The following is a 14,469-nucleotide window of genomic DNA, read 5'->3' as shown; positions in this document are numbered from 1 at the left end:
ATGGGTTCCTCTCTGGCTTACTATTGCCTCTGAAGCCACTCCTCCGGAAAGCTCGGGGTGGGCTACCGGTATTGCTACAGCAATACAGTCTATTGGAGGGTTGGCTGGTCCTCCTCTATTTGGTTTTATTGTCAAAATGAGACAGAGCTTTGACCCCGCTCTTCTGTTTCTTCTAATAATGAATTTTATTACCATAGCTAGTATTGGATTTCTCAAAAGCTTGAATAAGAAAGAGGTTTCTTCCTCTATCTATTCTGGTGAATGAGCTCTATTTTGAATATAATCTGTGAAGAAACCTGTAAGCTGACGATATACCCCACAGCTCGGTTATCTCAAGCCCGGATGTTTTAGGGTGGTTAGTCTGCAGGAAAAACTGTAACCGTAGTTTCCCACCCGAATAAGCTTGGAGAAAATTAGCTCTACTATATTTAATTAATAAACTGATTTCTGTGACTCGATGAGTAGACTAATAGATAAAGAATAAAAAAGAAAATCGGGGGTTGTAATAGAAATTGTCAATTTAGGTGTTTTTGTCTGAATCAAGAAAGCTGGATACTAAATAACACTGCAAGGGGGTCTGGTTATGCCTTTAGTCGAAATAAAACCGGATATTTACTGGATAGGAGTTAACGATCATACTACTGACCTTTTTGAGGGATTGTGGCCTATTGACGAAGAGGGAGTTTCTTACAATTCGTATTTGGTTAAAGACGAGAAAATAGCCATTGTCGATTTAGCCAAATCTTTGAAGGTAGACGAGTTTCTAAGTCATGTAAAGGAGCTGGTTGATTTTTCTCACATCGATTATATAATTTTAAATCATTTAGAGCCTGACCACACTGGTGTTTTGAATATTTTATGGAAGCTCTCTCCCCGGGCTACTATTGTATGTTCTCCACTCGCGGAGGAAATGGTTTCTTCATTTTACGGTATTAGAGAACGTATTAAAGTAGTAGAAGATGGAGAAGAAATTTCCCTGGGAGAGAAGACTTTAAAGTTTTTTCTCACTCCCATGGTTCACTGGCCAGAAACTATGATGACCTATGAGATGAATTCTCGGACTCTTTTCTCCTGTGATGCTTTTGGAGGTTATGGGTCACTACAGGGAGCGATATTTGATGATGAGTGCAGTGATTTTGAATTCTACAGGAAGGAATCTCTGCGCTACTATGTTAATATTGTAGCTAAATTCAGCCCTATGGTGATTAAGGCTATTGATAAACTATCCTCCTTGGCCGTAGATTTAGTAGCTCCTTCCCATGGTCTTATCTGGAGAAAAAATCCCTCTTTGATTGTAGATTTGTATCGCCAGTGGGCCAGTTATGCAGAAACGGGAGGAGAAAAGGGTGTAACTTTAGTTTATGGCTCTATGTATGGTAATACAGAAGCCATGATGGATGCCGTGGCTCGGGGAGTAGCAGAAAGTGGAGTAGCAGTAGAAATTTTTGATGTTCGAAGAACCAACCCCAGCTATATTCTTCCTTCTCTGTGGGTAAATAAGGGAGTAATAGTAGGAGCTCCTACTTATGAAACAGGTCTTTTTCCCCTTATGGTTCACCTTTTAGATCTGGTTATTCGTAAGGGGATAAAACATAAGAAAACCCTCTTTTTTGGAAGTTATGGTTGGTCAGGAGGAGGAAAGAGGGAGTGGGAAAAAATGGTTTCTCCTCTTAACTGGGAGATAGTGGATAGTTTAGAATTTAAGGGTGGAGCTCATTCGGAAGTTTTAGCTCAAGGTAGAGATTTAGGTAAGAAATTTGGAGAAGTGATTAAAAATCTATAAATAAGGGGGAATGTCTCGTGTTAAGTAAAAAGCTGGAAGGTGCTGTTAACGAACAAATTAAAAACGAGCTTTACTCTGCTTATCTCTATTTAGCGATGGCTGCCCATTGTGAGCATAAGAATTTTAAGGGGTTTGCTAACTGGCTCAAGATTCAGGCTAAAGAGGAAGTTGCTCATGCTATGCGGCTCTATGACTTCGTGAATGACCGGGGAGGGAAAGTGGTGTTAAGTGCTATCGACCAACCTCCGGCAGAATACCAATCTCTTACTGAGATATTTGAAAAAGTCTTAAATCATGAAAAAGGAGTTACTACTAAAATTAATCATTTGTACGAGCTGGCTAAAGAAGAAAATGACTATCCTTTGCAAGTGCATCTCCAGTGGTTTATCGACGAGCAAGTAGAAGAAGAGAAGAACCCTGCAGAAATATTGGCTATGTTGCAACTTATCGGAGAAAGTGGAAGCGGTATAATGATGTTAGATCATGAGTTGGGAGAAAGAAAAGATTGATTTGAACTCTGTCTTCAGTAGTTAGAAATTTTTTCAAAAAATTAATTTTGACCTGTTGACAAAGTTCAAAAGAGGTGATAAAGTGTGATTACCACCGGTTCTGAGGAACTAGGCCAGAGGATGGAAGAAAGAGCCTCTTTTTTGAAAGATGGGAGGCTCGAAGCTTTTGAGTGGAAGTCCATCCTGAAGTTTCTCACCCGAAAGGGTGAGAAAAGAAAAGGCTAATGTTCGTTAGGACCGGTGGCTTTTTTATTTGTGTTTTTTGATAGATTTGCAGCTTAAGGAGGGCGAGTTGTGGATACTATAAGTTTTATGGAGTTGTGCAAAACTGGAACTCTTGTGGATATCCAGAATGCTATTCAGTCTGGAGCGGATGTCAATGCTTTAGATAACCACTTACGTACCCCTTTAATGTTTGCCGCTCGTTTTAATCCTCATCCCGAAGTTATTTCTTTCCTTATTCAGTCTGGAGCAGATGTCAACGCTAAAGATAAGGCAGGGTGGACGCCTCTTATGTTTGCTGCTCGTTTTAGTACTTCTCCCGAAGTAGTAAAAGTTCTTCTGGAAAAGGGGGCAAACGCCAAAATGGTGGACAAGAGCGGGAAAAAAGCTATAGACTATGCCCGAGAGAACCCTGCTCTTCAGGGGACTGAGGTTTTATCCCAGCTAGAAGAGATGGGAAAAGGCTGAGATTTATTGTGGCTTCGAGCATATTTTCTTCTTGCTCTTTTTGTTGGGGTAAACAAAGTATCTACATGAAAAAGAGAAAAGGAGAGATTTAGCACCAACTGCAGAAGCACGGTAACGACGCCTTTCGGGGCGTTATAAAGGAGTTCTCCTGGAGTGTTATTGCATACATACCTAGGTGTGGTAATCTCTCCTTTTTCCTGGTGGTTTTTCTTAAGTCACAGGACGTCTTTTCAAATCGTGATTTTTTCTAAAATAGGAATGTGTTTTTCCCTCAATACCTTTTCAGCTTCTTCTAACTTTTCTACTCTCAGCACTACATATGCTTTTCCCCCCTGGGGAGAAACAAAGGCATAGAGATATTCGATGGGGATATTTTGGTGGGTAAGAATACCTACTACCTCGGCTAATCCCCCCGGGCGATCTTCTACTCCTACGGCTAGAACTTCGGTTAAAGTAGCGGCAAAATTCTCTATTTTCAATTTTTCTACTATTTCTTCCGGATCTTCTGCAATAAATCTCAGGACCCCGAACTCGGCAGTATCAGCTAAGGAAAGTGCTCGCAGGTTTACTTCCCACTCTTTCAGTTTGTAAAGCACTTCATAGAGGCTACCTGGCCTGTTTTCTAAAAATACTGATATTTGCTTCACAAAATCTCCTCCTTTTTTCGTAGATCTATAACCCTTTTAGATTTTCCTTCGCTACGAGCAATACTTTTAGGCTCTAAGAGTTTTACTTCGCAACTTAAATTTAACTCAGTTTTCAATTTTTCTTCGATTTGTTTTTTTAATCCTTCCAGTACTTTTATCTGGTCAGAAAAAAATTGGGGTGTAACTTCCACTTGAATCTCAATTTGATCTAAAAAGTTTTCTCGGGTAAGGACAATTTGGTAATAGGGCTCCACTCCGTCAAAGCTTAAAACGATACTCTCAATCTGAGAAGGATAAACATTTACTCCTCTAATGATGAGCATATCATCGGTGCGAGAGAAAACTCTTTTCATTCTTACCAGTGTTCTTCCACAAGAACAAGGCTCGTAGTTGAGAGAAGAGATATCTCCAGTGCGATAACGGACTATGGGGGTTCCTTCCTTGGTAAGGGTAGTAAATACCAGCTCTCCTTCTTCCCCGGGGGGGAGAACTCTTCCCGTTTGGGGGTCGATTATCTCAGGAAGAAAGTGGTCTTCAGAGATATGTAATCCTTCTCTTTCTTCGCATTCAAAGGCCACTCCCGGTCCGATAACTTCGCTCAGTCCATAAATATCAAAAGCCCGGATGGGCAATTTTTTTTCTATGTCTTCTCGCATCTCTTCTGACCAGGGCTCGGCTCCAAATACCCCGATGCGCAGGCTGCTTTCTTTCCAGTTAATATTGTTTTCTCTGGCTACTTCAGCCAAATAAAGGGCATAAGAGGGAGTGCAAGCCAGCACGGTTATTTTCAGGTCTTTCATAATCTGGATCTGGCGAAGAGTGTTACCGGCAGAAGCAGGAACTACAGTAGCACCCAATTTTTCTGCTCCGTAGTGAATCCCTAACCCTCCAGTAAAAAGACCATACCCGAAAGAGACCTGGATGATATCTTCCTCATCTACTCCATAACTGGAAAGTGCTCGGGCAGCAAGCTCCGCCCAGGATTCTATATCTTTTTTAGTGTACCCTACTACTGTTGCTGTTCCTGTGGTGCCTGAGGAAGAATGAACCCGCACTACATTGCGCAAGGGCTCAGCTATAGCTCCGAAAGGGTAAGCTTGACGAAGGTCCTCTTTGGTAGTGAAAGGTAGATGGGAAAGGCAAGATAAAGACTTAATATCGTAAGGATTAATTTTTCTTTCCTCCAGTTTTTTACGGTAATAGGGCAGATTGTGATAGGCGCGGATAAGTATTTTTTTAAGTCTGCTAAGCTGAATTTTTTCCAGCTCCTCCCGGGGAAGGAGCTCGTAGTATTCATCCCAGAATGGCGTTGTTCTCACCTCTTTTTAGTTTATATTTTACCACTTTATTGGTGTTTAAGTACAACCTTACAAAAAACAGTTACGATGGCGACTATTTCTGGGTAGCTTTTTTTGCTGCAAAAATTTTAATTTGAACATTGAGCTCCTTTTTGCTTTGTGTTAAATTGAGCACAAATCAGTCAAATTAGTGCAATATAATTTTCGAATATTAAGTAGATGGATAAGAGTGAGCGCTTAACTAAAATTTTGGAAATCTTGAGAACCGAAGGTAATGCCTCTACTAAATATTTAGCTAATGTTCTGCAAACCTCAGAAGCTACTGTAAGAAGAGATTTGGCAGAGCTTTCCTCAGAAGATAACCTTCCTATAGAGAGTGTCCACGGAGGGGTTATCTACTCCTTGGAAAAAGCAGGGTCGGAACCCATGTTTGATTTAAAACTTTCTCAGCGAGTGGAAGAGAAGAGGAAGATGGCTAAGTCAGCAGCCAGTTTAGTAGAAGACAGAGATACAGTAATTCTGGATTCGGGTAGCACCTGTTTTTATTTAGCTAAAGAATTAGTCAGAAGAAAGGGTTTAAAAGTTGTTACCGTAGATATAAAAATAGCAGGAGAATTAGCTAAATACCCTAACATACAAACTATTATTATAGGAGGAGAAATAAGACCGGGCTATTTTAGTGTGGGAGGAGAAATGGGAGCGAGATACCTTAGTGAAATTAAATCTGAAAAAGGATTTATAGCTACTGATGGATGGGACTTGAGTGGCACTTATAATTCTTCTACATTTGAGGTTGGGGTAAAAAAGATGATTATCAAAAATTCAATCAAGACTTTTCTCGTAGCTGTCCATACTAAATATGACCGGGTGGCATTTGTTAAAGTAGCTGACTTAGAGCAATTTGAAGGCATTATAGTTGATAGCCCTTTGCCGGAGGAAATCTTGAATGAGCTTTCAAGAAGAAATGTAAAGGTATTTTGGACTTGAAAAGATCTTTTAACACTAGAATTATAAACCATCGTAAGAATTAAATTCATGTTAAGAAAGGAAGGTGGTAAAGCACAAGATGTGTTTTTCAACGGATTTTAAATTCTTTGGTGGTGCTATTCACGGTTAAGAGCAGGTTGTGATGGTATTCGGTTTGTTAGTTTATAAATCAAACGGTAAGGGAGGATTGAACAATGGCTAAAAGGCTGTTATCTTTGTTGGTTGTTATTACTCTTCTGGGAGGCTTTGTATTGTTTGGAGGAGGTCTTCAGGCAGAAGCCGAGGAGCTAGTTTTTGCCACGGTAGTCAAATCAGTAGCTTTTAACTGGTTCATTAGAATGGAAGAAGGAGTTCTTCAATTTGGAAAAGACTATGGAGTGAAAGCTTTCATGGAAGGGCCTTCAGTAGCGGATTCTGCTCAACAAGTTGCCATAATTGAAGATCTTATTGCTCAAGGAGTAGATGCTATTATTAATGTGCCTTATGGAGTTGAAGAACATGAACCAGTGCAGAAAAAAGCTATGGATGAGGGAATCATAGTTGTAACTCATGAAGCTTCTTTTGTTAAAAATGCCCACTATGACCTCGAAGCTTTTGACAACAAAGCTTATGGTGAAGAAATGATGAAAGAGTTAGCTACTCGTATGGGTGAGAAGGGTAAATATGTTCAGTTTGTGGGCTCTCTCACCAATGCTTCCCACAATGAGTGGCAAGACGCTGCCCTTGCTTACCAGCGTGAACACTATCCAGAAATGGAATTTATTGGGAAATATGAAAGCAAAGAAGATCAAGAGATAGTTTATAACACGGTTAAAGATCTGTTAAAGACCCATCCGGACCTTAAAGGTGTAATGGGTTCAGCTGCTCTCGATGTAGTTGGTGCTGGGCGTGTTTTTGAAGAATTGGGCATATCTGAAGAAACAGTAGTTGTAGGTACTAGCATACCTTCCTACGCAGGCGAGCTTCTTAAAACCGGGGCAGTGGATTTGGCTATGACCTGGGATCCTGCTACTGCTGGTTATGCTGCCAATGTGGTAGCTTATAAAATTATCCAGGGTGAAGAGATAACCGAAGGGATGGATCTCGGAGTTCCCGGGTATGAGTCAATCAAGATAATAGAAAATGAGAGTGGAGTGCCGGTAATTTACGGAGCAGGTTGGGCTAAAATCGATGCCAGCAATATGGATCAGTATCCTTTCTAGGTTGAAAATGCGAAGGGGTAGAGGCGGGGTTAAAGCCCCGCCTCTTTAAATTTATTAGGAATGTGAGAGAGCAAAAATGAACGAAGAGCTGCTTCGAGTAGAGCATATTAGTAAGTATTTCGCTGGAGTTAGAGCGTTGGATGACGTGAGTTTTAATATAAACCGGGGAGAAGTTCGGGGCTTGGTGGGAGAAAATGGTTCGGGAAAATCCACCATGATTAAAATCATTGCCGGAGTTTACGAACCAGATAAGGGTGATATTTACATCAACGGAAATCACTATAAACGGTTGACGCCCATCATCTCTATCCGGGAAGGGATTCAAGTTATTTACCAAGATTTTTCTCTCTTTCCCAACCTCACGGTGGCAGAGAATATTGGAATAAATCGGGTGATATCTAAAGGTGGAAGAGTAGTAAATTGGAAAGAGGTATATGAATCTGCTAAAGAAGGTCTCTCTCGGGTAGGTGCCGATATTCCCCTGGATGCTATAACTGGTGAACTCCCTACCGCCGATAGACAGATTATTGCCATTGCTCGAGCCCTTTTGGAGGACGCCCGGCTTATTATTATGGACGAGCCCACCACCGCCCTCACTCAGCTCGAAATTCAACATCTTTTTAAAACTATCAATGACCTTAAAAAGCGAGGTATTTCCATTTTATTTGTCAGCCACAAATTAAATGAGGTGAAAGAGATATCGGATAGCATCCTTATTTTCCGGGATGGTAAAAAAGTGCTAGATCAAGAAGCTGAAGAGCTCGATATAAAAACTATGGAATACTATATGACTGGTCGACAAATTGACACGAGCTCAATTGCCTATAGCGAACCGGAAGAGGCTCCTCCTTTGCTAAAAGTGGAAAATCTGACTCTTCGTCCTTGTTTTTCTAATGTGTCGTTCGAGCTAAAATCCAGGGAAGTATTAGGCATTACTGGTTTGCTGGGTTCGGGCCGAACAGAGCTTGCTCTTTCTCTTTTTGGTGAACTACCAGCTGAATCGGGTGAAATCTGGCTGGAAGGTAAAAAAGTTTTCATAAAGAGAGTTCAAGATGCAATGGAACAGGAAATCGGATATGTTCCAGAAGACCGGATCAAAGAAGGGCTTTTCCTTGAGCAATCTATCTCTAATAATCTTGTAGTTACAATTATTGATTGGTTGGCTAGCAAAATGGGGATTATCCGTAACCAGACTAAGCTTAAAACAGCAGAGGAATGGGTTAGTAAGTTGGAAATCAAAACTCCTTCAGTAGAAAATCCGGCTAACAGCCTCTCGGGAGGCAATCAGCAGCGAGTGGTTTTAGCTAAATGGCTTGCTGGTAACCCTAAAATTCTTATTTTAAATGGACCAACGGTGGGAGTGGATGTAGGTTCTAAGGCTGCCATTCATGAGTTAATTCGCAACTTGGCAAAACAGGGGATGGGAATTATATTGATTTCTGATGATATTCCCGAGCTGATGCAGACCTGTAATCGGATATTGTTGATGAGAGATGGAAGAATTGTGAAGGAGTTTCGACGAGAAGAAACTAACGAGGAGGAACTCCACAGGCATCTAGTGGCAGCTAAAAATTGATTTGGTTTTGTAAACTAGTGGAAACCGAGGGAGATAAAACAGGAAGGTTCTACGAAAAATGAAAAAATTACTAAATTCACACGAATTTGTGGTTTTTCTAATTTTGATGATTATTTCAATAGTTATCGGTTTCAGAAATCCTCTATTTTTTTCAGCTTCTACCCTTTTTGATATTGTTCGCGGTTCAATTGTTTATTGTATTATGGGTCTGGGAGTACTGATGGTCCTTATTTCTGGAAATGTTGATATTTCTTTTGTAGCTATAGCGGCTATGACTTCTTATTCTACTCATATGTTACTTCTTGGGCTCGGCTATAGCGGTGGTATCGGGCTTTACTTGGTTGTCAGCATAGTTTTTGGACTATTGGCTGGTTTGCTTATGGCTTTTATTGTCAATCAATTTGACCTTCCTATTTTTTATGTATCATTGGGCTATCAAACTTTGTGGTATGGGTTTAATCTCTTTTTCATTGGTCGTGCCATGAACTTCAATTTACCAGAGGGTTTGGTAGGTTATTATTCCCGTTTTCTGATAAAGGTTAAAGATCCGGTAGCGGGAGAAACCGGCCTTCATGTATCGGTGGTCTATCTGCTTATAATCGCGATTTTTGTGTGGTGGTTGTTAAAATATACCACTTTTGGGCGGGGATTGTACGCTATGGGAGGTAACCGGGAAGTGGCAATCAGAGCTGGTTTCAATGTTAAACGCATAACTTATCTCATGTTAGCTCTGAGTGGTGCTTTAGCTGCAGTTGCGGGAGTTATTCAAGGTGCTTACAGTCGTTCTTTCAATCCAGTTTTGTTTATGGGTCAAGACTTGGATGTTATAGCAGCAGTAGTGATAGGGGGAGCAGCTATCACCGGAGGACGAGGGTCAGTCGTTGGAACTATCCTTGGAGTGTTATTAATTCAGGTACTTAACCGGGGTCTCATCTTCCTAGGGGTTTCGGCCGAATGGCAGAAAATGGTGGTTGGTTTGGTGTTAATTATCTTTATTTCGATACCAGCGATTGCGGAACAGCGACAAGGGCGACTTAAGTATTTTCCAATGGGGAAAGAAAAATGAAGGTGGACTAGAATATGGCTGAACAAAAAAGAGGTAAATTTCCAGGAGGGTTTAGGTTTAATATTGAAGACAGGGTTTTGCTGTTATCAGTAGTCTTAATAATTCTGGTTATTTTTTTTGGTGCGATAGAGGACCGTTTCCTTACTGGCAGTAGCATAAGGTCAATGGCTTTCCAGTGCCCAGAGATTGGACTTATGGGCCTGGGCATGGCCATTGCTATGATGATTGATGGGATAAATCTTTCTATTAACGATACTGCTAATTTATCTGCATTGATAGCCGGACTATCTATAGTAAAATTGGCTCCCTTTTTTGCAGGTCATGAGTTTCTCTCTATAGTAGTAGTCTTTTTGGTGGCAATAGCTACGGGAGCTGCCTGTGGAGCTCTGAATGGCTTATTAGCAGGATACATAGGCGCTCCGCCGATTTTGGCTACTCTGGCTACTTTAACTTTGTACCGTGGGATTTCGGTGGTAATAACTGGAGGCAAGACCCTCACCGGTTTCCCCAAGGAGTTATCAATTATCGGTCATCAGGTAGTTATGGGGATTCCCATTCCTTTTGTTATTTTCCTTATAGTGGGTATTTTAATGTATTTTGTTCTCGAATATACCACTTTTGGGTTTAAGGTTCGAATGTCAGGTACCAATCCCACTGCGGCCAAATTTTCGGGAATTGATAATAGATCTATCGCCATGAAAGTTTATATTTTAAGCGGCATTCTTGGGGCCATAGCGGGCATCATCGTGATGAGTCGGACTAACTCAGTGGCTTATGAATATGGTACTAGGACGTATATTTTGTTAACCCTGCTTATTTCAGTTTTGGGAGGTACTTCTCCTGGTTTTGGTAATGTGGTTGGAGTTATTTTGGCTACTTTCATTTTACAGGTATTGTCTACCGGGTTTCATATGTTGCTCCTGGGTGTGCGAGGTAGTTCCTTTTTCAAAGATTTTTCCTGGGGTGTTCTTTTTATCGCTATTCTCATAATTGACCATTTTATGCGTCGCGAAAAAAGTATATAGTTATAAAGGAGAATACTATGGATAAGCGCTGGAAAGAGTTGGGAAGTTTATTAGTTAATTATTCTACCGAGGTTAAGCCAGGGGAACGGGTAATGATTGCCATGACGGAAATAGAAACCTATCCTCTGGTGCGGGCAATTTATGAGGCATGTATTAAAGCAGGGGCTCATCCTCAAGTGCAGTTTCTCTCTGAAGAACTAAATCGATCATTATTAAAATATGGAAACGAAGTACAAGTTGAGTGGATACCAGAGATTGAAGCCTACGGTATGGAATGGGCTGATGTGTATCTGGGACTGCGAGGCGCCCATAACCTGGGCGTTTTCTGGGATATCCCTTCAAACAGACTTTCTAAGTTCAGGAACACTATGGGTAAAATATCCACTATGCGCTGGGAAAAAACCCGCTGGTGTTTGCTGCGAGTGCCTAATGCTTCTTTGGCTCAAGAAGCAGGAATGGATGAAGAGACCATCACGGATATGTTTTTTAACGCCTGTTTTCTGGATTGGTCAAATTTGAGCCGGGAATGGGAAAGATGGGCTCATATCCTTAACCAGGGTAAGCGGGTGCGAGTAATAGGGAAGAATACCGATTTGAGTTTTTCTGTGGAAGGGCGGAAGTGGCAGGTTGCTGATGGGAAAATAAATATGCCCGATGGTGAAATCACTACGTCTCCAGTAGAAAATACAGTTGAAGGCGAGATATACTTTGAGTTCCCAGGTGTGTTGGGAGGGCGTTTAGTGCACGATATCTATTTACGGTGGGAAAAAGGGGAATTAGTAAAAGCTACCTCGTCTACCAATCAAGATTTCCTCCAGGCAGTAATTCATACTGACCCGGGAGCTAGCCGAATTGGGGAGTTTGCTTTTGGTACTAATCCAGAAATAAAATACTTTTGTAAAGATATACTATTAGACGAAAAAATTGGTGGCACTATTCACATTGCTTTGGGTCGGGCTTATCCTGACACCGGAGGAACTAATAAATCGGCTATTCATTGGGACATTGTGAAAGATATGAGAGAAAAGGGTGAAGTATATTTAGATGGAAGATTAATCTTCCAAAAAGGAAAAATGTTAATTTGAGGAGAATCTTTTTATGGCCGAAGGGTATTTGTTAGGAGTTGATATTGGTACGTATTCTTCCAAGGGAGTACTGGTTAGAGAGAATGGTGAAATAATTGCTCAACATATTGTTCCTCACGAGATGGATATGCCCAAACCTGGTCACTTCGAGCACGATGCTGATAAAGTTTGGTGGCATGATTTTCAGGAGATTGTGAAAGGCCTCCTGGAAAAATCAGAGATTAACTCCTCTCAAGTTTTGGGGATAGGGATAAGCGCTATTGGTTCTTGTGTTCTTCCGGTAGATGCAAATGGTCAGCCACTACGTCCAGCAATTCTCTATGGCATCGATACTCGGGCAACTCGGGAAATCGAGTATTTAGAAGCAATTTTGGGTAAGGAGGAAATTTTTGAGAAGAGTGGAATGTATTTGAGCTCTCAGGCTTCTGGTCCTAAGATTTTGTGGATAAAAAACAACGAGCCAGAGGTTTTCCGAAAAGCCAGATGGTTTCTTACCAGTCAGGCATATCTCGTATACAAGCTCACCGGGAAAGCAACTATTGATGCCTATACCGCTAGTGGTTATACTCCCCTATTTGACATACACAACTTATGCTGGCGAGAAGAACTTGCTTCCTACATTACTCCAGTGGATCGCTTACCCCAAATTTATTGGAGCTGTGAGATAGCTGGTTATGTTACCGATAAAGCGGCGGTAGAAACTGGCCTAGCTTCTGGTACTCCAGTTATAGTTGGTACTACCGATGCTGCAGCTGAGGCAGTTAGTGCCGGTATGAGGGAATTTAATGACATGATGCTCATGTTTGGTAGCAGTATATTTTTTATCGTTAAAACTACTGAACTAATCAAAACTCGTCATTTTTGGAGTGCACCTTTTTTGGAAAAAGATACCTACGCTTTCTTAGGTGGGATGTCCACAGCAGGGAGCTTAACTAAGTGGTTTCGCGATCAATTTGCTCATCAGGAAGTAGAAGAAGAAATTTCTACGGGGAGGAGTGTCTATCAATTATTGGCTGACCTGGCATCTCAATCTCCACCTGGAGCTAAGGGGCTTATTCTTCTACCCTATTTTGAAGGAGAACGTACTCCCTTAAATGATCCTCGGGCTAAGGGATTGCTCTTTGGCTTGAGCTTACGACACACTCGAGGGGATGTGTATCGGTCCTTATTAGAGGGGGTAGGTTTTGGTGTTCGCCACAATCTTGAGGTTATGGAAGAGGAAGGAGTGAAACCTGAACGTATCTTGGCTACTGGCGGGGGGACCAAAAATAGTCTGTGGATGCAAATCGTCTCGGACATAGTTAAAGCTAAACTGCTAATTCCCCAACAGCAAATCGGTGCAAGTTTTGGAGATGCTTTTATGGCTGGAGTAGGCATAGGCTTGTTTAAAGATCTTACCGAAATTAATCGGTGGGTAAAAATAGAAAAAACGATTAAGCCAGATCTGGAAACTCACGAGAAGTACGCTTTAAATTACCGGCTTTTTCGCTCACTTTATGAAGCGAATAGCCCTTTTATGCACGAACTATCTGATTATTTAGTGGATCAAGATATTATCTAAATTAAATACCGAGGAGGAAAGCGAAATGACTGAAAAAAACTGGGTAGAAGAAGTATTCAACTGTCGGAAACCAATTATAGCTATGTGCCACTTTAGTCCCTTGCCTGGTGATCCTGCTTTTGATAAAGAGGGAGGGATGGAGAAGGTAATAGAGTGGGCGAGGAAGGACTTGCTAGCTCTTCAGGGTGGTGGAGTAGACGCGGTAATGTTTTCTAATGAGTTTAGCATACCTTATATGACACAGGTAGATACAGTTACGGTAGCAGCTATGGCCCGAGTGATAGGAGAATTGATTCCTGATATAAAAATCCCCTTTGGAGTAAATGTACTTTGGGACCCTATTGCTACCCTTGATTTGGCTGCAGCTACTGGAGCTAAATTTGTACGAGAAATTTTTACCGGAGTATATGCCAGTGATTTTGGTTTGTGGAATACTAACTGTGGAGCGACGGTGCGTCACCAGTATGCCATAGGAGCAGAGAAGATTAAACTGTTGTTCAACATTGTACCTGAGGCAGCTAAATACTTAGCCGATCGGGATATAGTGGATATTGCCAAATCTACCGTGTTTAATACTCGTCCTGATGCTTTATGTGTATCGGGTTTGACTGCTGGGATAGAAACTGATGTACAGATTTTGAGGAGGGTAAAGGAAGCCGTTCCTGATACAGTAGTTTTTGCTAATACCGGGGTAAGACTGGAGAACGTGGAAGAGCAACTTAAATTCGCTGATGGAGCAATAGTAGGTACTACCTTCAAACGTGATGGTCGATTTGAAAATCACGTGGATGAAGAGCGAGTAAGAGTTTTTATGGATAAAGTGAAAGCAATTAGATAAAACTCTGAATATTTACTGGAAATAAACTGACAGGAGGTTTCGGTTTGTGTCTTCTGATATCCTGGAAACTATGATTATAGCGTCGTTAGCTGGAGGCAGCATATTGAAAAAGTACTTTGAGGAGGAGAACTTCTCTGTTTCCCAGAAGTCTGTTTCCTATGACTTAGTAACTTCTGCTGACAGAGAATCTCAAGAAAAGATT

General features: G+C 41.3%; 13 protein-coding genes and 1 pseudogene. 12 read left to right on the top strand and 2 right to left on the bottom strand.

Features of this window, described 5'->3' with window-relative positions; translation table 11 throughout:
• From GXZ17_RS04570 to GXZ17_RS04555, 4 genes and pseudogenes are all read left to right on the top strand, one after another.
• Positions 1–265: pseudogene (locus tag GXZ17_RS04570) on the top strand (hypothetical protein); the annotation flags it as partial.
• A 318-nt stretch (positions 266–583) separates the two neighbouring features.
• The gene (locus tag GXZ17_RS04565) at positions 584–1,783 is read left to right on the top strand and encodes an FprA family A-type flavoprotein (RefSeq protein WP_409376105.1); all 1,200 of its coding nucleotides are present in this window, start codon (positions 584–586) and stop codon (positions 1,781–1,783) included.
• A gap of 17 nt (positions 1,784–1,800) precedes the next feature.
• Complete coding sequence (locus tag GXZ17_RS04560) at positions 1,801–2,292, top strand: ferritin (RefSeq protein WP_409376104.1); 492 nt, start codon at positions 1,801–1,803, stop codon at positions 2,290–2,292.
• A gap of 294 nt (positions 2,293–2,586) precedes the next feature.
• A complete protein-coding gene (locus tag GXZ17_RS04555) occupies positions 2,587–2,982 on the top strand; it encodes an ankyrin repeat domain-containing protein (protein ID WP_409376103.1) in 396 nt (131 codons plus the stop codon).
• A gap of 230 nt (positions 2,983–3,212) precedes the next feature.
• Here the strand turns inward: GXZ17_RS04555 and GXZ17_RS04550 are convergent, their stop codons facing one another.
• Positions 3,213–3,629, bottom strand: a complete 417-nt coding sequence (locus tag GXZ17_RS04550; protein WP_409376102.1) for an ACT domain-containing protein — start codon at positions 3,627–3,629, stop codon at positions 3,213–3,215.
• The gene (locus tag GXZ17_RS04545; protein ID WP_409376101.1) at positions 3,626–4,948 is read right to left on the bottom strand and encodes a phenylacetate--CoA ligase family protein; all 1,323 of its coding nucleotides are present in this window, start codon (positions 4,946–4,948) and stop codon (positions 3,626–3,628) included. The genes GXZ17_RS04550 and GXZ17_RS04545 overlap by 4 nt, the downstream gene beginning before the upstream one ends.
• 198 nt (positions 4,949–5,146) lie before the next feature.
• Between GXZ17_RS04545 and GXZ17_RS04540 the strand changes: the two genes are divergently transcribed.
• From GXZ17_RS04540 to GXZ17_RS04505, 8 genes are all read left to right on the top strand, one after another.
• Entirely contained in the window at positions 5,147–5,914 is a 768-nt protein-coding gene (locus GXZ17_RS04540; RefSeq protein ID WP_409376100.1) for a DeoR/GlpR family DNA-binding transcription regulator, read from the top strand.
• 194 nt (positions 5,915–6,108) lie between these two features.
• Complete coding sequence (locus tag GXZ17_RS04535) at positions 6,109–7,116, top strand: autoinducer 2 ABC transporter substrate-binding protein (protein WP_409376099.1); 1,008 nt, start codon at positions 6,109–6,111, stop codon at positions 7,114–7,116.
• A gap of 76 nt (positions 7,117–7,192) precedes the next feature.
• A complete protein-coding gene (locus GXZ17_RS04530; protein WP_409376098.1) occupies positions 7,193–8,692 on the top strand; it encodes a sugar ABC transporter ATP-binding protein in 1,500 nt (499 codons plus the stop codon).
• 58 nt (positions 8,693–8,750) lie between these two features.
• A complete protein-coding gene (locus tag GXZ17_RS04525; protein ID WP_409376097.1) occupies positions 8,751–9,758 on the top strand; it encodes an ABC transporter permease in 1,008 nt (335 codons plus the stop codon).
• Between the two features lie 14 nt (positions 9,759–9,772).
• A complete protein-coding gene (locus GXZ17_RS04520; RefSeq protein WP_409376096.1) occupies positions 9,773–10,783 on the top strand; it encodes an ABC transporter permease in 1,011 nt (336 codons plus the stop codon).
• A 17-nt stretch (positions 10,784–10,800) separates the two neighbouring features.
• Positions 10,801–11,868, top strand: a complete 1,068-nt coding sequence (locus GXZ17_RS04515) for an aminopeptidase (protein WP_409376095.1) — start codon at positions 10,801–10,803, stop codon at positions 11,866–11,868.
• A gap of 13 nt (positions 11,869–11,881) precedes the next feature.
• On the top strand, positions 11,882–13,429 hold the full coding sequence (locus GXZ17_RS04510; RefSeq protein ID WP_409376094.1) for an FGGY-family carbohydrate kinase: 1,548 nt from the start codon (positions 11,882–11,884) through the stop codon (positions 13,427–13,429).
• Positions 13,430–13,454: 25 nt separating this feature from the next.
• Positions 13,455–14,267 (top strand): BtpA/SgcQ family protein, encoded by an 813-nt coding sequence (locus GXZ17_RS04505; RefSeq protein ID WP_409376093.1) that lies wholly within the window; start codon positions 13,455–13,457, stop codon positions 14,265–14,267.
• Positions 14,268–14,469 lie beyond the last annotated feature (202 nt).

The organism is Candidatus Sordicultor fermentans (genome assembly GCF_012728195.1).
In the GTDB taxonomy this organism is placed as follows: Bacteria; Atribacterota; Atribacteria; order Atribacterales; family Caldatribacteriaceae; genus Sordicultor; species Sordicultor fermentans.
This window is presented reverse-complemented; position numbering and strand designations above follow the sequence as displayed.